Source organism: Candidatus Eisenbacteria bacterium (assembly GCA_016930695.1).
Lineage (GTDB): Bacteria > Orphanbacterota > Orphanbacteria > Orphanbacterales > Orphanbacteraceae > JAFGGD01.
In genome coordinates this window covers 1-19,374 of the sequence record JAFGGD010000002.1, presented here as the reverse complement: position 1 = coordinate 19,374, position 19,374 = coordinate 1, and the positions used below count along the sequence as shown (strand labels likewise).

Below are 19,374 nucleotides of genomic sequence, written 5' to 3'. Positions count from 1 at the left end.
GCCCCGATAAGCTCGACAGATTCATTTATCCCCTCGACGGAGGCGGGCTCCGGTGGGTGCCCGGCGAGTCGAGACGGCCCCGAGAGGAAGACCGGCGGCGGAAGGGAGGTCGCCCCCCGTCCCTTCTTCTCAAAGGATCACGCCGTCCGTCCGGGAAAGAGGCGGAGAGGATGGCGGGGGAGGGTGAGGGTGCCTTTGTCGCGATCAAAATCGAAATCGGATTCCCCCTTCCGCCGTCGAAAAACGGAAGAGGAATCGGCCGGTCGGGGCGTGGCCGCGGGCAAGAAACGATCCGCTTATCCCCGGAGCGCTTTTTGTCTGAGGAGGTGGTCGGCGAGAACGAGGGCGACCATCGCCTCCACCACGGGCACGGCCCGCGGGAGCACGCAGGGATCGTGGCGGCCGCGTGGGCGGATCTCGGTGATGTTCCCGTTCCGCGAGACCGTCTTCTGCATCTTGGCGATGGTGGCGGTCGGCTTGAAGGCGACACGGAGCACGATGTTTTCCCCGTTGGAGATCCCCCCCTGTACGCCGCCGGAACGATTGGTGGCGGTCCGGATCCGCCCGTCCCTCAGCTCGAACTGATCGTTGTGCTCCGATCCCTTGAGGCGTGAAGCGGCGAATCCGGAGCCGATCTCGAAGCCCTTCACCGCGGGGATGGAGAGGAGCGCTTTGGCGAGATCCGCGTCCAGCTTGTCGAAGACGGGTTCGCCGAGGCCGGGGGGGACGTTCCTCGCCGCGCATTCGATCACGCCGCCGAGCGAGTCCCCCGACTCCTTGATCTCCTCCAGGAGGACCTGCATCCGCCGTTCCGCCTCCGGGTCCGGACAGCGGAGGGGGCTTCGCTCCACTTCGGGCGCGCGCACCCGTTCCGGGTCGATCTTCGCCTCCACGTCGTGGAGGGAGCGGACGTAGGCGATCACGCGGATCCCGGCGCTCTCGATCACCTTGCGCGCCACCGCGCCCGCGGCGACCCGGCCGACCGTCTCCCGAGCGCTCGCCCGCCCGCCGCCGCGCCAATCACGAATGCCGTACTTCGCCTCATACGTAAAGTCGGCGTGGGAGGGGCGGTAGACGTCGCGCAGATCCTCGTAGTCCTCGGGGCGCGCGTCGACATTCTCCACGAGGAGGAGGATCGGCGTACCGAGCGATTTCCCCTCCCGCACGCCGGAGAGGATCCGCAGCGTGTCGCTCTCGTTCCGCGCCGAGACGGCGCCCCCCGCGCCGGGCCGGCGCCGGTCGAGCTCCGTCTGGATCTCCCTCTCGTCGATATCGAGAAGGGGAGGGCATCCGTCGATCACCACGCCCACGCCGCCGCCGTGCGATTCCCCCCAGGTGGTGATCCGGAAGAGATGCCCCAACGTGTTCGCCACCGTTCCTTCCTCCTCTCTCTCGATTTTCGCGCGTCCGCGGGAGAACCCTCCCCATTTTCAGGGGGCCGGTTCGAGTACGCGGACCGGGACCGGCGCGAGGTTCGCGAAGCGCACCGCCTCCTCGCGGCCGGCGCCGAGGGAGCCCCAGTGCATCGGTACGGCCACGCCGGGCCGGATCTCCTCCGCCGCCCAAGCCGCCTCCTCCGCCGTCATCACATAGGTCCCACCCACAGGGAGGAGCGCCACGTCGCAGCGGACGGCGCGCATCTCCGGGATCCGGTCGGTGTCGCCGGCGTGATAAAAGACACGCCCTCCGGTCTCGATCAGGAAGCCGGCCCAGCCGGCGCCGCGCGGATGATACGGTTTGTCGATGTTGTAGGCGGGGACGGCGGTGATGGCGACGCCGCAGGCGCCCGTCTTCTCCCCGGGCGCGATCGTCCGGCAGGTGCGGCCCGTTTTGCGCGCCGCGTCCCGCACCGCCACGATCGTCGCTTCCGCGATCCCGGGGACGCGTTCCAGGTCGCTCGGCGAACAATGATCGGGATGGGGGTGTGTGAGAAGCACGATGTCCGCCGGCGGGTGCGGGCCGGGACCGATCCGCCACGGGTCGATCCAGACGCGGCGCTCCCCTTCGATGAGAAAGGAGGCGTGTCCGAGCCAGCGCACCCCGCGCAGGAGCCGGTCCGTCCCGGCGCTCTCCGCCGCGGCGGCTCCCGGCCCGTCGGGCCGGTTCCGGTCCGTTTCGCCGTTCATCTTTTTCCCCGAAGAAAGAAACTGCTCACGTCACGGACGGGCGGATCCGTCCCGGCGCCAATGTAGCGCGACGACGGGAGGGCGTCAACGCTCGACGTCGCCCCCGCGGCGGCGGCCTTGAGTCGCCGAACCGCCCGTGCTAACCTCACCGGCTGGAATCCGAGCCGGGCGGCCCGTCGGGATCCTCCGGCGACGTAAAAATGACAACTCCATGGCTGGGCATCGGAACCGCCCGCCCGGGCGGCGGGCGCGGCCGACTCCGAAAGGGGCGGACCGATCCCGGCGGAGAGGAGCGGCAACGATCATGCGAAACCGATTCTTCGCGATTACCGGCGGCGTCCTTCTTCTCGCCCTCGTTCTCGCCCTCGGCGCCGGTTGCGGCGGCAAGGGGGAAGGGGAGGAGCAGGCGGCGATCTCACAAATCCCGGACAGCCTCGAAACTTTCGCCCAGAAGATCGCCTGGCTCATTCCGCAGTCCTTCCAATCGTTGGAATTCGCCTGCGCGAACAAGGCGGACCAGAAGATCGACGCGGCGATCAACCTAAAGGCCTACGTGCCGGCGGAGACCTTCTTCTCCCTCTTCGAGGGAATCGATGTGGCGTACCGGAATCTGTATTACGGCTGGGAGACCTTCGGGGCGGTCTATCCGGTGGACCCGCAGCTCCCGATGGATTCCACGATGGTGCTGCTGCAGCTCGAGGCGAGGAGCCGACTGGTGGAGCAGATTCGTCTCGTGGAAGAGCAGGTGGGGAACATCACCGACGAAGCGCAGAGACTGCAGGTGGAAAAGGATCTGGACGAGATGCGCGCCACGCTGAAGCAGGTGGAGGAGGGAGGAGTCCGGCTCTACGGCGCCGAGGTGAGGGCCCTTCCGAACGACTTGAAGAGCATCATGTTTCGTCCCGAGGGGCTCGTGCGCGTGATTTTCCCCGGCATCCCCCAGGAGGGGAGCTGGGTGCGCATTTCGCCTACCCGGTTGGAGCGTCTCCTGCAGGCGCCGCCGCCGCAGTCGGGCTCCTGATCGGGGCGTTTCGTTGCGACGGGGGGCGCGGCCGGGGGCGACCGCGCCCTCTTTCCCGCGGGGCGACGGCGCAGGCGCCGGATGGGACCGCGGGAAGGATAGGTCTTTCGTGAGGCGGTGGTGATGAGCGCGAGTCTGCCGCGACGAGCCGGGTGGCTGATCCTGGTCCTCTTCCTGGCCTCCTTTGCGGTCGATCTCCTTCTCGACGCGAGGGGGCGGGACTGCTTCTCCTGGATGGACCCGACCCAGTACCACGCTTTCGCCCGGGCGGCGGCGGCGGGCGGTCCGCGCGACTTTTCGGTGGCGTCCCTCTTCCCCTATCTTCTGGTCCCCTTCCTCGCCGCGCGCGACTCCATCCCCGCCGCGCTCTCCGCCAACCTCCTCTTCGCACTGCTTCTCGCCGGCGCCGCGGCCGCCCTCGCCCGCGCGCTCCGGCTCCGTCTCCCCGCGGCCGTCCCGGTCATTCTGACGCTCACGGCGCCCCTTCTGGTCGGTCTCTCCCGGGAGTTGTACGTCGAATACGCCCTCTCCGCGGCGGTGGCGTGGCAACTCGCGCTCTGGGTCCGCGGGGGCGAGCCGGACCGCGGCGCGGCGGGGATCGTGTTCGGGCTCCTCTTCGGCGCCGGCCTCCTCTTGAAGATGACCTACCCGGTTTTTTTCGTCGGACCCTGGATGTATGAAACGATCCGCAGGATCCGGGGGCGGGACGCCCGGGGGGCGATCCGGCTCTCCCTGACGCTCGGCGTCCCGGCCGCGGCGGCGCTCATCGGCGTCCGTCTCCTCGCGCCGGAGATGTGGTCTTACTACGCCTCCCTCGGCAACACCCGCATCCCGATCATGCGCCTCATCGGCCCGCCGGAGGTTCCGTCGCTCGCGTCGCTCGCCTATTATCCGTGGCAGATTCTCCGGAGCGCCCTCGGCCTCCCCGCGCTTCTCCTCTTCCTGCCGCTGATCCACGCGCGGCGGCTCGGCGGGGAGGATGAGGAAGGACGTCGAGCGGCCCGCCTGACGGCGCTCGCCTTTCTCGTGCCGATTCTCCTCTTCACCTTGCAGGCGGTGAAGGAACCGCGCCACATCGCCCCGATCGTCGTTCCGGGGATCATGCTCCTCCTCCTCGCCTTCGAAAGGGTGCGGCCGCCGGCTCTTCGGGGGGCATTGGTCGCGGCGACACTCCTCCTTTCGATCGCGCAGTACATGGCGATCACGCGGGGCGAGACGCATTGCCCCTATTACATGAGGGGAGGGCTCGCGCTTCGGGAAATCGAGCGCGTCCTCGTGGAGGGGGATCCGGAGAGGGCGGTCTTTCAAGACCGGATGGGGCGCGTCGACATCAACCGCTGGCGCTTCACCAAGAGCGTCGCCGTCGCCGGTTTCGGGCCGAACGAGGCACTCGCGCTGGCGTGGCGTTTCGCGCCGGGGGTGCTCTACGACCTGGACGGAACGGAGTGGGGCGCCCGGGACGAACGCGCCTACGATCGTTTCGAGGACCTTTTCTCCTTTCCCGCTTTCAACGCGTACAACCGTCGATGCAACTGGCCGCACGCCTACCACACGCTGGACAGGGAGGCGGTGCTCGAGACGGCGGACTTTCTGCTCCTGCGAGGAACGCCCCCCGCCGAGGGGAAGCGCCTCTATCCCGGCCACCGTCTGGTCGGTCTCGTCGAGGAGGGAACCGGCGGGCCGGTCCTCGTGCTCGCGCCGCGCCTCGTCCCCTTCGAGTCGTACCGCGAACTCTACGCTCGCGAGATCCTTCGCCGCCGGCCCGGCATGGAGCGGCGGGACCTGAGCGCGATCTACTTCGATCTCTTTCTCGAAAAGCGCCTGGAAGGGCGCCCCATGGATCGTTCTCTGTTGCTCCGCGGATTCCCCGAGGGATTCGAGCCGGGGATGGAGATGAGGAACATCTACTGGATCGCCCCCTACGGTCCCCTGCGAGCCATCGGTCTGCGCGATTACCGGGCGCACCTGGAGGGGCGGCTCTAGGTGAGTGGGACGGGTCCCGATTGATGGGTGCGCCGAAGGAGCGTATCGTTCATTTCCATGACGCGCGCACTCCCGGGCGCCTCGCGGCTCGGCCGGCGGTTCGATTTCTCGAAAACCCCCTAACAAAATGAAATAGAAGAAGTTGATCTGTCGGCACGGCTTCTCCCTTTCTGTGGATGTGAAATCGTTCGTCCGGATCGGTTTTGGGGAAAAGGGCGCAACATCTTGTAAAGTAGCAAGATGACACATATTTGCCCTCCAATCCGCCCAATATAGAAAAAAATTGATCCAAATCAATTATTTTTGGTTGACACCCTCAAGCACGGATGATATCCTGACGATAACCTTAACGTAAGGGTTAGGGATGGGGAGAGAAAATGGATCACTACTGGAAAATCGGAGAGCTGGCGAAGGCGACCGGAAAGACGGTGCGCGCGCTCCGGCTGTACGAGCAGATGGGGCTTCTCGAGTGCGCCCAGAGGACGGGCGGCAACTACCGCCTCTTCGAGCAGTGCGCGCGGGAGAGGATCCGCTGGATCGGTGATCTCCAGGCGATGGGACTTTCCCTCCCGCGAATCAAAGACCTATTGGAGAGTATCGAAGGGTTCGGCACCGGCAGGGACATGATGGAACACTTGCGGGACTTATACGGGGAGAAGCTCGGCGAAGTGCGCGCCCTCCTCGAGAGGATGACGGCGGTCGAGCGGGAACTGGTCGACACGTTGCGCTACCTCGAGACCTGCAGGGAATGCGATGAGCCCAAGCCGAAAGAGGATTGCCTCGACTGCCCGCGGGATCATGAAGTGGACGCCACTTCGCTTATCCGCGGTGCGCAGGTCGGCCTAGGCCCACACAACGGTTCCGGTTCCGGGTTCCTATCTCCCGGGGAACTTCCCGGGAATTGAGGACTGAAACAGTCGTACACCCCAGCCGAGTCGGCCGCCACGGGAGCGGCGGTTCCGAATAGAACGGAGCGTGAACCATGAAGACGAACTACGCGACAAGAAGCTATCCGGCGCAGGAAGACAAGGCGATGACCTTGTACCTGAAGGAGATACAGAGAATCCCCACCGTTCCGGAGGAGGAGAAAGGCGATCTCGCCCGCCGCGCCCGCGGGGGGGACGAGGAGGCGATGCACAGGCTGGTCCTCGGCCATCTCCGGTTCGTTGTGTTCGTGGCGAAGAAATACATGAATCGGGGGCTTCCCCTCTCGGACCTGGTGAACGAGGGCAACATCGGACTGATCAAGGCGGTGAAGAAGTTCGACGAAACGCGAAACTTCAAATTCACCACCTACGCGGTCTGGTGGATCCGACAGAGGATGCAGCAGGCGGTGATCGAGAACGCCCACGAGATCCGCCTTCCCATGAACAAGGAGATCCTGCTGCAGAAGCTCTCCCGTTACATGAACGACTACTGGAAGACATTCCACCAGGAGCCGACGTTGGCGGAGTTGACCGAAGTGGCCGGTCTTCCCGAGGGGGAGGTGCACAACCTGCTCGGTCTGAACAATCGATTCCTCTCACTCGACGGCCCCGAGGACTACGACGGCGAGAACAGCCTGAGCGACTATCTGGCCGATCCGGAGATCGTGCCGCAGGACGAAGAGCTGGAGGATCGGAACATGCGCCACGAGATTCGCGACGTGGTGAAGAGCCTGAACGATCGCGAGGGGCTGGTGGTCCGACTCTACTTCGGCATCGGCACGGACCGGTCCTACAACCTGGAGGAGATCGGCAACCGGATGAACCTATCCCGGGAGCGGGTCCGCCAGATCAAAAAGAAGGCGCTCGAGAAGTTGGGGAACGGGTCGCGGGGTGAGTTGCTCCGGGCCTACGTCTGATCGAAAGCGATGGGTTGACCGAGCCGGCGGGGGACTTCCTCCGCCGGCTTTTTTATTTCACGTAGCCGAGCGCCTCGAGCCGCTCCCTCTCTTCCTCGCTGAGCCGGACGCTCTCCGCCTCTCCGTGGCGCTCCGCCACGGCGCGCATGCGCGATTGCCAGGGAGCGAGAAGGCGCAGATAGCGTTCCAGCAGTTCGGGGCGCTCCGTTTCGATCGGGTGGAGTTCACGCGGGTCGGCCGCCGCGTCGAAGAGGAGGTTCATCCGCCGGTCCGGGGCGCTGACCAGCTTGTAGTCGCCCCGCCGCACCGCCCACCACTGCTCGCCCCTCTTCTCCATCCGCCCCGCCGCTCCGCGCCCATAGAAGGTGGTGACCAGCTCGTGGAAGAGGGGATCTTCCGGACCGCGGGCCGGTTCGTTCAGGTCGATTCCCTGGGGCTCGTCGCCCGGCCCGCCGCCGCCGAGGCGCGCGAGAGTGGGGAAGAGATCGAGCAGCCCCGCCAACCGATCATCGGACGCCGCCGGCCTCCCGTCCGCCCACTTCACCACCAGAGGCACGTGGAGGGTCTCGACGAAAAGGTTCTTCTTATGTCCCTTGTCGCCGTGTTCGAAGAACTCCTCGCCGTGATCGGCGGTGACCACGATCACCGTGTTCTCCCAGAGGCCGAGAGAGCGCATCCGATCCCAAAGACGGCCGAGAAGCTCGTCGGTGCATCGGATCTCGCCGTCGTACTGGGCGACGATCCAGCGGAGGGCCGCGGAGTCCATCGCCGGGTGGATCAGCGGGTTCGTCTCGAAGCTGGTCGCGTCGATCGGCTCGGCGTCCTCGGGGACGAAGAGCGTGTCGAAGGGAGGGGGAGGGAGAAAATCGTAGTGCACGTCCCACAGATAGGCGAAGAGGAAGAAGGGTCGGTTCGGATCGCGGTCCTCTTCGAGGAACGAGGTCAGCAGCCCCTCCATCCGCGGATTGGTGATGTCCGCGTGGGCGCTCTCCTGGTCGGGAGCGGCGGGGCTGTCGTCCCAGATCTCGAAACCCTGATGCAGGTTGTAGGGGGTTCGCAGGAAGGGGCCGCTCGCGAAGCCGGCGCACTGATAACCCCGCTCGGCGAGCGTCTCGGCGAGAGTGCGATAGGAATCGCCCAGCCTGTGGCGCGGCTCGATCACACCGTGCGCGGTGGGGTAGAGACCGGTGAAGAGTGTGGCGTGGGAGGTGAGGGTCCAGCTGGTTTGCGAGAAGGCGTGGCGATAGACCGTTCCCTCGCGGGCGAGCCGGTCCACATTCGGCGTGGTCGGACGCCCATAGCCGTAACAACCGACGTGGTCGGCGCGAAGCGACTCGATGCTGACGAGAAGGATGTTCGGCCGCGGTGGAGGCTCTCCTCCGCAGGAGAGCAGGGCGAGGGCGGCGGCGATCGCCGCCGCCGCTACGCGCCCATTTGTCGGATAGCGTTTCACCGGTTTCGTGAAGGGGCCGATCCCGTTAATCCTCTCCCTCCGCTCCGGGAGTCTTCGGGCTGGTGACTTCCGCCGAACCATGCACGTCCTTCTTCCATTCTTGTAGGCAATCGATGCTGCAGAAGAAGTGCCCCTCCAACTCCTCCCCCTTGCCGCGGAAGTCGTCGCCGCACCATTCGCACTCTTTCATTATTAAACTAATTCCTTTCCGGGTCGATGGATGAAGATCCCGCCGTGAGGGGTGGGATCCGTCGTGGGAACTCTCCGCTCGATCGATCATCCCACCGCCGTGCCGGGGCGTCAACCGGTTTCGGGGAAAGAGGATTACTGCTCGAGGGGATCGACGACTACGCCGAGATCCGGGTCGACCATGACGACCGAATTGTCGGGAATCTCCGTCCAGTCCTCTCCGGAGAGGGGCTCGGTGGCGAAGACCACGGCGTGATAGGGCTCCCCCGCCGCGACGACGGCGTGGGAGGCCTTGCAGATGGGGCACACCTCGGCTTGGCTCCGCTCCAGCTGATAGAGGGCGCCCCTCTGCCGGCAGGCGAGCATGACCTGGCGGTTCGTGCAGAGGGCGTCGATCTGCGAGCGGATTAGGGAGCCGGAGCGCCCGGTCATTTCGTTCAACATGTAAAAGGTCTTCCGGAAGGAATCGCGGATCCGGTGAAGCGGGGCGTCGCTGCCTATGGATCCCGCTGAACGCTTTAGATAAGAAAGAAAAAGAAAGAAGGCGTGTTCCGCGTCGCTATGGCCCTGGATGCTCCGGCGATACTCGGGGTTCAGCTCTCCCATCAGCTCCCGGCGGAGAGGGGGGAAGTTTTCGATCGTCCCGTGCATGGCGAAAGTCCAGTTCCGGAACTGGAAGGGATGGGTGTTCTTCCGTTCCGCCTTTCCCGGACCGGGCGTGCGTAGGTGGGCGATGGCGGCGTGTCCCGCCGCCGCCGCCGCTTCGGGATCGAACACGAAGGGCTCGAAGGGAGGAAGGATCCTCTTGCGGATGACCGGCTCGTCCTCGGGAAAGAACGCCACCCCCCAGCCGTTGGCGCGAGTCAGATTACGTGAAGAGCCGGAGCACTGCCGGAAAAGCGCTTCCTGAGAGCGAACCAGAGCGCACTCGATCCGCGTGGGGCGGGATGCGAGAAATCCGTAAAGGTGGCACAAAGCGGTCGGCGCTCCCTTCTCCGACAGGCGGCGGAATCGGTGGGATTCTACGAGCGCGCGGAGCCGGGGTCAAGGACCGCCCCGGCTCCACGCCGTCATCAGGGCGCGCTGTCCACGGCCGCGGGCAGACGTCGCATCGTCTTCAGCGCCTCCTTCATCCTCTCGTCGTCGGGGTGCCGGGCGACCCACTGCTCCAGGTGGTCCACCAGTTCCCCCTCCCGGTCCGAACCGCGGAGCACCGAAGCGAGCGTCCCCAGGACCATCCGGTCGTCGGGAAACTTTTCCCGGGCGAGCAAGGCGGTCTGGATCGCCTCCTCCTTGCGCCCCGTGACGTCCAGATAGTCCGCCATCTTGACGATGTTCAGCGGATCGTCGGGATCGATCTCGTAGCAGCGCTCCATGTGGCGGAGCGCCCGTTCCCAGTCGGCGTCCCCTTCGGCGAGGATCGCGAGCATCCGGTGGCCGGCGAGGTTGTCGTGAGGGAAGGAGTAGATCATGTCGGTGTACTTCTTCGCCTTCTCTTTGTCGCCGCTCCTCTGGAAAAGCTGGGCCAGGTTGTAGAGGCAGGCGTTGTAGTTGGTCATCAGCCGGACCGTGTCGTTGTCCTTGTACACCGTGGGATCGGCGAGGCCGCGGAAGCGGTAGCCTCCCTCGCCGAAGTTCTTCTCCATCGCATGCACGTTGATCGACTCCTGGTCCACGCTCGGGTCGATCTTCATGACCATCCCCTCTTGGATCAGCTTGTCGCGCACGATATGCCGATCATCGGTGGTCACGGTGATGGCGAAGTAAAGCGGCCTTTTGCCGATGCATTCCCGGATGATCTTGGGAAGCACGATGTCCTTGATGGTCGTCACCGTGCCGTCGGAATTGTAATAGCCCCGGAGGTTCTGTATCTCCTCGTCCTGAAGCGGGATGGGCACCATCGGCTCCCGATGCTTTAGCTGTAAAATATACCAGGGCGTGTTGATCAGGCTCAGGTTGACGATCCGCACGTCCTTCCGGAAATCGCGGACCTCCTGCATGTACCAGAGCGGGAAGGTGTCGTTATCGCCGCCGGTGAAGAGGATCGCGTTCTCCTCGAGCCCCGCCAGGATGTTATAGGCCAGGTCCTCGGCGACGAAGAACCGGGAGCGGTCGTGCTCGAAGTAGTGCGCCGACGCCGTGCGGATCGGAATCACCAGGGCGAGAATGGCGATCACCTGGACCGCGGTTTCCCTCCCGGCCATCCGGGAGTAACGGAGCTTGCTCAAAAAAGCGGACAGACCGATCCCGAGCAGCCAGGCGATAAGGAAATACCCCGGCGTGTAGAAGTAGTCCCGGTCCCGGACCTCGAGCTTCACCCCCTTGGTGCCGTCGGAGAAGTTGAGGTACAGGGTCATGGCGACGGTAAAGAGGAGAAGGCTCATCAGAAAGTAGAGGCCGATCTTCCGGTCCCTCTTCCACATCGCCCAAAGCGCGAAAAGAGAGAAGAGAGGAACCAACAGGTAGGCGGGCGAGTGGGGGAGCCATTGGTTCTTCAGATGGTACCAGAAGCCGATCCGGTGGAAATCGCCGAACTGGTTCGACCAGGTTCCCTTGCGCGTGAACATCAGCTCGATCATCGATTTTTCCGAGTACTGTTTCCGCTCGAGGAACATTTTGAAGTTGGTCCAGTTCTCCGGATTGTTTTCGTCGATCGCCGGCTGGTTGGCGGATCGGATCGGCACGTACGCGTAAAGGGTATAGCCGAGAATGGCGGTAAAGAAAAACCAACCCGCCAGGGCGTAGATCTTCTTCCGGTCCGGCGACGCGTCGAGCCAGGAGATGAGGAAGGCGACCGCGCAGGCGATGGGCGTGCCGAAGAGGAAGAACTGGGTGGAATGGACCACCGTCGTCAGCAGGAGGAAGATGATCCAGAAGACGGGGCTCCGGAGACGGCTTCGATCGATCAGAAAGATCAGCAGGAACAGGGGGACCACCGGCAGGAAGGACTGCATGTGATTGGTGGCGCCCAGAAAGAGGAGATACGTCTGCAGGAGCAGGATCCGGTTCCCCTCGGGCGTGCGGGCCCGCTCGATCCAGAGAAGGGAGAGCCAGATCAGGATCGCGATCAGAAGAAGCGTCAGGCCGTACACCTCCGCCTCCACCGCGTTGAACCAGTAGGTGGAACCGAAGGCGGCGGAGAGGGCGCCGACCACGGTGCCGCCATAGACCACCATTCTGTCGGTGAAGTTCTTTTCCCGGCCGTGCAGGCGCCGGATCACACGGGCCAAGCCGAGGGCGGTGAAGCCGATGGCGATGGCGCTGGAGTAGGAGGAGAAGAGGTTCAGGCGGAGCGCGATGTCGCCGAATGGAAGGATCGAGACGACCCGACCGAGCATCACGAAAAGGGCGGCTCCGGGCGGATGGGGAATGCCGAGGATGTAGGAGCAAGCCATGAACTCGCCGCAGTCCCAGAAAGGTGCGGCGCGGCCTGCGGTCATCGTGTAGATCACGCCGCTCACGAGGGTGACCAGAAGGGCGACCCACCAGTCCATCCCGTCGCCGTAGGTCACGGTCCCGTCGTGTCGCTCGTCGACCGGTGGGGGAGCATCCTCCTTCACCGTCTGCGTCGGCGAAGCTCCAAGGCCTTTATTCTCGTTTGATTCCATGATTTTCCCGTTAAGTGTTTCCCGTTTCGCCCGTTACAAGTCTTCGCGCCGGCCCCGCGGGACGCGGCGGAGAACCCTGGCAATATAGCATAAGACCCCTCGCGAACAAAGCAATCGCGCCGGCCGCCTCCGGGGGGACGGAACGCCGGCCTCTCCCGTTGGAACCGCCGTTCGGGGAAAAAGGTTCAATCCCGCGGCCGGCGGATCGGCCCGGCGGATCGGCCCGTTGCGCTCCCGTCCCGCCGGGGTGTATCTTTCAGCGAAAGAAACCGGACACACGCGAACCTTCCGGGGCCGCGCGCCCCCCATCTTTTGGAGTCGGAACCCGTGACAAGGGAAGATGTTCGAAAAGGAAACGGAGCGATCCACGCGATCCGCCTCTACAACACGATGACCCGCCGCGTCGATCCCTTCGAGCCGCTGGAGCCGGGCCGGGTCGGCGTCTATGGCTGCGGACCCACGGTCTACAACTTCGCCCACATCGGCAATCTCCGCACCTACGTCTTCGAGGACGTGCTTCGTCGCGTGCTGGAAGAGGCGGGCTATGAGGTGAGCCTCGTCATGAACGTGACCGACGTGGGACATCTGGTCTCCGACTCGGACACCGGCGAGGACAAGATGGAGAAGAGCGCCGCCCGGGCGGGGAAGACGATCCACGAAATCGCCGACTTCTATTGGGAGGCTTTCCGGAGCGACATGAAGCGTCTCGGGATCCGCGAGCCCGAGACCTGGTGCAAGGCGACGGAGCACATCTCGGAGCAGATCGACCTGATTCGGCGCCTCGAGGAGAAGGGTTTCACTTATCGGATCGAGGACGGGATCTACTTCGACACGTCCAAGCTCCGGGACTACGGCAAGCTCGCCCGTCTCGACGTGAAGGGGCTCATGGCCGGCGCCCGGATCGAGATGACCGCGGGAAAGAGGAATCCCACCGACTTCGCGCTTTGGAAGTTCTCCCCCTCGGACAAACAGCGGCTGATGGAATGGGATAGTCCTTGGGGGGTCGGCTTCCCCGGCTGGCATATCGAGTGCTCCGCCATGTCCGTGAAGTACCTGGGCGAGCGGTTCGACATTCACTGCGGCGGCGTGGACCACATCGCGATCCACCACACCAACGAGATCGCCCAGGTGGAAGCGGCCTACGACCACGACTGGGTCCGCTGGTGGATGCACGGCGAATTCCTCGTCCTCCCCTCCGAGGAAGAAGGGGGTGAGGGGGCGAAGATGGCCAAGTCGGGGGGGAACTTCATCACCTTGGACCGGCTCGTCGAAAAGGGTTTCGACCCGCTCGCCTATCGTCTCTTCTGCTTGGGGGCTCACTATCGGGCGCCGCTCACCTTCACCGAGGAGGGGCTGCGCGGCGCCGCCAACGCACTCGACCGCCTGCGGAACCGGGTCGTCGCGCTCCGCGCCGCCGGCGGGGAGGGAAAGGTGCTGGAGGAGCACCATCGCCCCTTCTGGGAGGCATGCGCCGACGATCTCAACACGCCCCGCGCCCTCGCGTCCATGTGGGGGCTGCTCCGGGACGAGAGCGCCGCCGACGCCGACCGCTACGCCACGCTCGCCCTCATGGACCGCGTGCTCGGGCTCGGCGTGGAGTCGATGGTGGAGAGGGAGGCGGAGGTGGACGAGGAGGCGGCGGCGATGGTCGCCGCCCGTCAAGAGGCGCGCGCGAGAAAGGATTGGGCGGAGGCGGACCGGATCCGCGATGCGCTCCTCGCCCGCGGTTTCGCCGTCGAGGACACTCCCGAGGGTCCCAAAATACGACCCGTCAACGGTTGAGCCGCTCGGCCGAAGGGGACGCGCGCCCTCTCTTTCGCGCGGCCATCGCGCCGTTCACATGAAAACATTCCGACCGGGCCGATCGTGATCCGGGGGAACAAAATCCCCCCGGACTCCGGCCCTACCCATCTCCTGCCCTCCCACGAAATGAGCGTTCGGCGCGTCGCCTAGGGGGATTTTTCTCCCATTCCCGCCCCTCGGGGTGGGGACTCGGTATCCACTATACGAAGGTTTCTTCGAACGTCAACCGGTGGGGGTTCATGCTCTTTTCTCGAACTCACGGAAAGCAACGTGTTCGTGACGCGCCGGCTCGCCGGCCGCAAAACGGGATCGTCCTACTTTTGCGGGAACCAGTGCGCGGCCTCCCCCTTCTCTCGATCCCATGCGATCAATCGCCGCATCCCCTCGATTCCGGCTTGGATGCAGCCGGCGATGTTCTCCTCGAAGTTGATGATCTCCCCGGTGGGATACCAAGGAACGACGTCCGAGACGGTGCAGATCGAGCCGGTCCGGAGGCCGAAAACACCGCCGAGCGTGAAGAGCGTTCCGTTTTCCATTTCGATGTGAAGTGCTCCCATCGCCTCCGCGTCCCGCAGCCGGCCGGTGCGCGAGGGGAGTTGGAAGCCGCCGTGGGACATCGACGCGAGACCTTCCTCCCGCAGGATCTTGTTCTCCGCGTAAAAACCGTCCACCGAGAACGTGAGCCCCACGTGATACCGGGCGCCCGTCTTTTCGGCGCCGGCGATCAGGGCGAGCACCGCCTCATGGTGCGCGATCGCCGGGAAGGTGGGCCAGACGTAGGAGGCGGTGGTGCCGTCCTCGCGAATGGCGCCGGTGGAGACGACGAAGTCCCCCTTGCGTATCGTGGGACCGATGCCTCCGCTTGTGCCGACACGCAGGAAGGTATGGGCGCCCGTGTTGGCCAGCTCCTCCAGAAGCACCGCCGTGGAGGGTCCGCCGACGCCGGTCGAGGCGACGAGCACTTCCGTTCCTTCCAGCGCGGCGCGGTAAAGCGTGTATTCGCGGACGACCCGGATCTTCTCTCCTCCGCCGAGCATGCCGGCGATCTTGGAAACCCGCTCCGGTTCGCCGCAGAGAAAGACATAGGGGGCGACCTCCCCCTCCTTGACTCTCGTGATGAGCTGCTCTCCCATTCGATACCCCCATTCCACGCCCTTCCGGCGGGATCCGTCTCTCGATACGGCACGGACGATACGGGAAGCATCGTGCCCCGGTCAACCGCCCGCCTCGGTCATCTCCCGAGCGCGAACTGGGGCGGCGCAAGGGAAGTTGTCACTCGAACTCTATGGATTGCAGTCGATTCGAGCAGCGCAACTTTCGTGGACATCCTTTTGTCAACCTCCGTTGACTGCGTTTCCGGGCGGCCCTTCGCGTCGATCGATCCTAACCACCTAACAATCAATAGGTTAAAAAATAAAGGGAGAGGATGTGAAAAAACGGAACGATTGCTGCACTCCCGTGAAATGGGGAATCCCGCCAACATGGCTTGACATAGTAGGTGCTTTTTTAGTAATATGTTATGCAACCTGGGGAAGGGTCCGCCACGAGAAGTGGTTCGGCGGTATCCACCCCGAAACACAGAGAAGGGTACAGTCATGAGACGAAGAACTCTTTCTTCGCCCGCCCTCCTTTTGCTCGTCGTGCTCGCCCTGTCGGTATTCGTGGTGGGTGTCGCTCACGCGCAGTTCGAGCGCGCCGACCTGTCGAAGCCGGTGGTGATCACCAACACCGACAACACGCCTCATGGCGGAGGGGATCCCGACAATCCCGTTCCGGTGCTCGGGCAGGAACAAATGGCGATGGGCGCGGAGGAGATCGATTACCACGAGGAGTTGTACGGTTTGCCGGCGGACCGCCGGAGCTTCGGCCCCCTTGTCTCCTTCGCCCGTTTGGTGAAGGGCGCCGTCGCATCCATGCTCCTCTAATGAGGCCGAGTCCCCCGCGTCTCCCCCTTTACGGATCCGCGGAGGGAGGGTAGGAAACCTCCCGATGACGCAGGACGAAAAAAAGCGTTTGATCCAGCGTGAGATCCACGCTCTGGAGCGGCTCGATCCCGCGAACAAGGTCGAAGAGCGGATCGAGCGCCTCGCCCGCCTCGCGGACCTCTACTACAGCGTCGATCAGTTCCAGGAAGCGTACAAGAAATACCACGATCACCGCGTGCTCGCCGTCGGTCGCGGAATCATGGACGTCGCCTCCGCGGCCGTTTCACGAATCAAGGAATCTTGGTGCCTCTACGAGAGGGGCGAACTCACCGAGGCGGAACGCTCCCTCGAGGACACGGCCCGGGAGATCGTCTCCCTTCCACCGGAGCGGCGCTCGCCGATCGAGGCGGAGATGCTCACCCTCCAGGGCTATCTGGAGGTCAAGCGCGGGCGCTACGACGACGCGCTCACCCGGTGCCGGGACGCCTTCCGTTTGCTCGGCGAAAGCCGCGACGAAGCGGCGCTCGCCAAGTTGCAGATCTGCTACGGGCATGTGTACTTCCGGACCGGCGAGCTGGACCGGGCGCGGGAGTTCTACGAAGACGGGATGGCGAGCGCGCGCCGCGCTTCCGATGTGACCCGGCAGATCCAGGCGACCATCAACCTCGCCCTCGTCTGCAAGGAACAGAGCGACAACGACCGGGCGCTGGCGCTCCTCGAAAAGGCGCAGGAAGCGCTCGGCGACACGGGCAACTTCTCCTACCGCGGACACGTGCTCCTCAACCTGGCGGTCATCCATTTCCATAGGGGGGATCTGAAGCTCTCCGAGGAGTCCTATCGGGACGCGCTCCGCGTCTATATGCAGACCGGCCAACAGCAGTGCACCGTGCTGGCGCGGATCGGGCTCGCGCGGATCCACCTGATCCGGGGCCGCGAGGCGGAGGCCAAATCGCTCCTCCTTTCGACCCTCCAGATCTCTCGGGAGAACGGTTACTTGCGCGAGGAGGTGCTGGTACGCCGCGACCTGGGGGACGTGGAGAGGGCGCTCGGCCACCCCGAGGAGGCGCTCCGCCTCTATGAGGAGGCGCTCGCCTCCGCGTCGCCGCTCGGCGAGAACTCGGAGCACGCCATCCAGATCGGCCGCCGGATCGGCATCGCCCGGATCCGTTTGGGGGATCTGGAAAACGCGCAACAGGATCTCTATCGCTCCCTCCTCCGCGCGCGCCGCGTCGGCGAACGTTACGAGGAGGCGCTTCTCTCTTGCGCCCTCGGGACGCTCGCCGCCTTGGACAACCGGTGGGAGGAGTCGGAGAGGAACTACCACTTCGGGCTCGAGCAGCTCCGCCGCATGGGGGAGAAGATCGAGCTGGCGAAGGCGATGGTGCGGCACGTGCGGCTCGACCTGAACGCGGATCGGGGCGAGGAGTCGGACAAGCAGTTGGAACTGGCCGAGGCGCGGCGGATCTTCCACGAAGCGGGGGTGCCGCTCTGGCTCGGCAAGGCGCGTCTCGAGGAGGCGCGCCTGCTCGCGCGCGGAGGCGTCTCGAGCCGCTGCGAGAACGCGCTCGCCGAGGCGGAGCGCGTCTTCGCCGACCTGGGGAACCCGCGGCTGATCGACCAGGTGGACCAACTCCGCCGTTCCCTCGAGGAGAGGATCGTCGAGCGCTCCCTCAGCCGGCGGAACGATCACCTGGTGATCAACGACATACTCCCCGCCTCGTCGGACGACTTCGATCTACGGAGTCTTCTCGAGGACCTGGTGGCGCGCACCGACGGCGACCGGGGGATCGTCATCGTCTTCGGCGGCGAGGAAGGCGCGGCGGAGCCCCGGGCGCTGCACGGATTCCAGCTGGAGCAGGCCGGCAAGGTTGTCCAAACGCTCCGGCCCGTGCTCGACCGCTGCCGGCGCGGCGGCCGCCCCTTCCTCTCCACGGCGGTGGCGAGCGACCCGCGCCTTCCCGGCGCGTCCCTCGTCGCCGAGGGGGCCGTCCGCAGCCTGCTCGTCGTCCCCTTCCAAACCAGCGCGGAGATCTCCGGCGCCATCTACCTCGACCGGGAAGAGCACCGCACCCCCTACGGCTCTCGGGCGCTCGACCTGGTCGTCGGGCTGGTGCGTTCCCAGCGCTTCGTCCTCTCCCTGCTGTCGAACAAGCAGAAGGAGCTGATGGAGGAGAACACGCGGCTCCGGAAGCAGGTGTCCCACGCGGACCGATTCGACCGAATCATCACGCAGAGCCGGCGAATGGACGACGTGCTCGACCTGGTGCGCAAGGTGGCGGGAACGAACGTGACCGTGATGATCCAGGGGGAGACGGGGACGGGCAAGCAGCTGATCGCCCAGGCGGTCCACGACGAGAGCCCGCGACGGGAAAGGACCTTCTACAGCATCAACTGCGCCACGCTGCCGGAACAGCTTTTGGAGAGCGAACTCTTCGGGCACGCCAGCGGATCCTTCACCGGCGCCCATTCCGACAAGGCGGGGCTTCTGGTGGAGGCTTCCGGATCGACGGTTTTCCTGGACGAGATCGACAAGATGAACCCGCGGGTTCAGTCGAAATTGCTCCACGTACTCGAGGAGAAACGGATCCGGCCGCTCGGCACCAACCGCTACGTGGAGGTGGACGTCCGGTTCATCTGTGCCTCCAACAGGGAGCTGAGGCGCGAGGTGGATGAAGGGCGTTTCCTCGAGGACCTTTACTACCGGCTGAACGTGATCAACATCGAGTTGCCGCCCCTCCGCGAGAGGATCGAGGACATTCTCCTGCTCTCGCAGTACTTTATACGTGTATTTTCCGCCGAGATGGGGAAGGAGCCGATACGGCTCGACGAGTCGGCGATCCAGGCGCTGATGCGCCACGCGTGGCCGGGGAACGTACGGGAACTCCGAAGCGAGATGCGCCGTCTCGTGCTTCTCGACGAGACGGGCGTGGTGACCCTGGACCGTCTTTCGCACGCCATCCGCGACGCCAAGGAGGGGCGAAGCGCTCTCTCCTCCACCTCTCTCTCCGCCGTCGAGGGGATCACTCTCCGGGAGCAGATGAGGCGCCACGAAGGCCGCCTCCTTCGCGCCTACCTCGAGAAAAACGGCGACAACGTCTCCAAAACCGCCCGGGAGCTGGGCCTCTCGCGGTGGGGCCTGCACAAAAAGCTGGAAAAATACGGACTCCGCTGACCCGCGGAGGACGGACGGATCCTGCTGCGAATGCCGATCATCGGCTGCGAGATCCATTCTCCTTCACCCGCTTCCTCGACGTAACTTCGGCTACGCCTCCGGGAGCGGGTTCGTCCGAATGGATCTCTCGCTCGCCGCTCGGCATTCTCGCGACGGATCCGTCTGTCCCCCGCGGGTCGGGATGCATCGGTTGGGGATCTCGAAAACGAATTCGCCCGTGGCCGCGGGTCGGATCATTAAGAGAGGGTGGC

At 64.9% G+C, this 19,374-nt stretch carries 14 protein-coding genes; 7 read left to right on the top strand and 7 right to left on the bottom strand.

What is annotated here, in order from left to right; translation table 11 throughout:
- Nucleotides 1–296: 296 nt before the first annotated feature.
- Both aroC and JW958_00075 read right to left on the bottom strand, forming a co-directional pair.
- Entirely contained in the window at nucleotides 297–1,373 is a 1,077-nt protein-coding gene (gene aroC / locus JW958_00080) for a chorismate synthase (GenBank protein MBN1824626.1), read from the bottom strand.
- Between the two features lie 57 nt (nucleotides 1,374–1,430).
- Nucleotides 1,431–2,126: an MBL fold metallo-hydrolase gene (locus tag JW958_00075; protein MBN1824625.1), complete on the bottom strand. Its 696-nt coding sequence runs from the start codon at nucleotides 2,124–2,126 to the stop codon at nucleotides 1,431–1,433.
- A 304-nt stretch (nucleotides 2,127–2,430) separates the two neighbouring features.
- Here JW958_00075 and JW958_00070 point away from each other — a divergent pair, with 304 nt between their 5' ends.
- From JW958_00070 to JW958_00055, 4 genes are all read left to right on the top strand, one after another.
- The gene (locus tag JW958_00070; GenBank protein MBN1824624.1) at nucleotides 2,431–3,147 is read left to right on the top strand and encodes a hypothetical protein; all 717 of its coding nucleotides are present in this window, start codon (nucleotides 2,431–2,433) and stop codon (nucleotides 3,145–3,147) included.
- Between the two features lie 123 nt (nucleotides 3,148–3,270).
- Nucleotides 3,271–5,130, top strand: coding sequence for a hypothetical protein (locus tag JW958_00065; GenBank protein MBN1824623.1), 1,860 nt, complete (start codon nucleotides 3,271–3,273; stop codon nucleotides 5,128–5,130).
- Between the two features lie 377 nt (nucleotides 5,131–5,507).
- Entirely contained in the window at nucleotides 5,508–6,035 is a 528-nt protein-coding gene (locus tag JW958_00060; GenBank protein ID MBN1824622.1) for a MerR family transcriptional regulator, read from the top strand.
- Nucleotides 6,036–6,112: 77 nt separating this feature from the next.
- The gene (locus JW958_00055; GenBank protein ID MBN1824621.1) at nucleotides 6,113–6,973 is read left to right on the top strand and encodes an RNA polymerase sigma factor RpoD/SigA; all 861 of its coding nucleotides are present in this window, start codon (nucleotides 6,113–6,115) and stop codon (nucleotides 6,971–6,973) included.
- A 52-nt stretch (nucleotides 6,974–7,025) separates the two neighbouring features.
- On the opposite strand, the gene JW958_00050 is transcribed toward JW958_00055, so the two are convergent.
- From JW958_00050 to JW958_00035, 4 genes are all read right to left on the bottom strand, one after another.
- Entirely contained in the window at nucleotides 7,026–8,426 is a 1,401-nt protein-coding gene (locus JW958_00050) for a sulfatase (GenBank protein ID MBN1824620.1), read from the bottom strand.
- Nucleotides 8,427–8,451: 25 nt separating this feature from the next.
- Entirely contained in the window at nucleotides 8,452–8,616 is a 165-nt protein-coding gene (locus JW958_00045) for a hypothetical protein (GenBank protein ID MBN1824619.1), read from the bottom strand.
- Nucleotides 8,617–8,750: 134 nt separating this feature from the next.
- A complete protein-coding gene (locus tag JW958_00040) occupies nucleotides 8,751–9,590 on the bottom strand; it encodes a class II glutamine amidotransferase (GenBank protein MBN1824618.1) in 840 nt (279 codons plus the stop codon).
- Nucleotides 9,591–9,688: 98 nt separating this feature from the next.
- Nucleotides 9,689–12,175, bottom strand: a complete 2,487-nt coding sequence (locus JW958_00035) for a DUF2723 domain-containing protein (GenBank protein MBN1824617.1) — start codon at nucleotides 12,173–12,175, stop codon at nucleotides 9,689–9,691.
- Between the two features lie 438 nt (nucleotides 12,176–12,613).
- On the opposite strand from JW958_00035, the gene JW958_00030 reads away from it, so the two are divergent.
- Nucleotides 12,614–14,005 (top strand): cysteine--tRNA ligase, encoded by a 1,392-nt coding sequence (locus tag JW958_00030; GenBank protein MBN1824616.1) that lies wholly within the window; start codon nucleotides 12,614–12,616, stop codon nucleotides 14,003–14,005.
- 335 nt (nucleotides 14,006–14,340) lie between these two features.
- Here the strand turns inward: JW958_00030 and JW958_00025 are convergent, their stop codons facing one another.
- A complete protein-coding gene (locus JW958_00025; GenBank protein ID MBN1824615.1) occupies nucleotides 14,341–15,159 on the bottom strand; it encodes a nucleoside phosphorylase in 819 nt (272 codons plus the stop codon).
- Between the two features lie 462 nt (nucleotides 15,160–15,621).
- Here JW958_00025 and JW958_00020 point away from each other — a divergent pair, with 462 nt between their 5' ends.
- Together JW958_00020 and JW958_00015 are read left to right on the top strand one after the other, a co-directional pair.
- Entirely contained in the window at nucleotides 15,622–15,951 is a 330-nt protein-coding gene (locus tag JW958_00020; GenBank protein ID MBN1824614.1) for a hypothetical protein, read from the top strand.
- A gap of 64 nt (nucleotides 15,952–16,015) precedes the next feature.
- The gene (locus JW958_00015) at nucleotides 16,016–19,123 is read left to right on the top strand and encodes a sigma 54-interacting transcriptional regulator (protein ID MBN1824613.1); all 3,108 of its coding nucleotides are present in this window, start codon (nucleotides 16,016–16,018) and stop codon (nucleotides 19,121–19,123) included.
- Nucleotides 19,124–19,374 lie beyond the last annotated feature (251 nt).

Bases quoted from the DNA above. Each gene is read 5' to 3' on its own strand.
- JW958_00015 (MBN1824613.1), top strand. From the start codon at position 16,016: ATGACGCAGGACGAAAAAAAGCGTTTGATCCAGCGTGAGATCCACGCT.
- JW958_00025 (MBN1824615.1), bottom strand. From the start codon at position 15,159: ATGGGAGAGCAGCTCATCACGAGAGTCAAGGAGGGGGAGGTCGCCCCC.
- JW958_00020 (MBN1824614.1), top strand. From the start codon at position 15,622: ATGAGACGAAGAACTCTTTCTTCGCCCGCCCTCCTTTTGCTCGTCGTG.
- JW958_00060 (MBN1824622.1), top strand. From the start codon at position 5,508: ATGGATCACTACTGGAAAATCGGAGAGCTGGCGAAGGCGACCGGAAAG.
- JW958_00045 (MBN1824619.1), bottom strand. From the start codon at position 8,616: ATGAAAGAGTGCGAATGGTGCGGCGACGACTTCCGCGGCAAGGGGGAG.
- JW958_00070 (MBN1824624.1), top strand. From the start codon at position 2,431: ATGCGAAACCGATTCTTCGCGATTACCGGCGGCGTCCTTCTTCTCGCC.
- JW958_00030 (MBN1824616.1), top strand. From the start codon at position 12,614: ATGACCCGCCGCGTCGATCCCTTCGAGCCGCTGGAGCCGGGCCGGGTC.
- JW958_00065 (MBN1824623.1), top strand. From the start codon at position 3,271: ATGAGCGCGAGTCTGCCGCGACGAGCCGGGTGGCTGATCCTGGTCCTC.
- JW958_00075 (MBN1824625.1), bottom strand. From the start codon at position 2,126: ATGAACGGCGAAACGGACCGGAACCGGCCCGACGGGCCGGGAGCCGCC.
- JW958_00055 (MBN1824621.1), top strand. From the start codon at position 6,113: ATGAAGACGAACTACGCGACAAGAAGCTATCCGGCGCAGGAAGACAAG.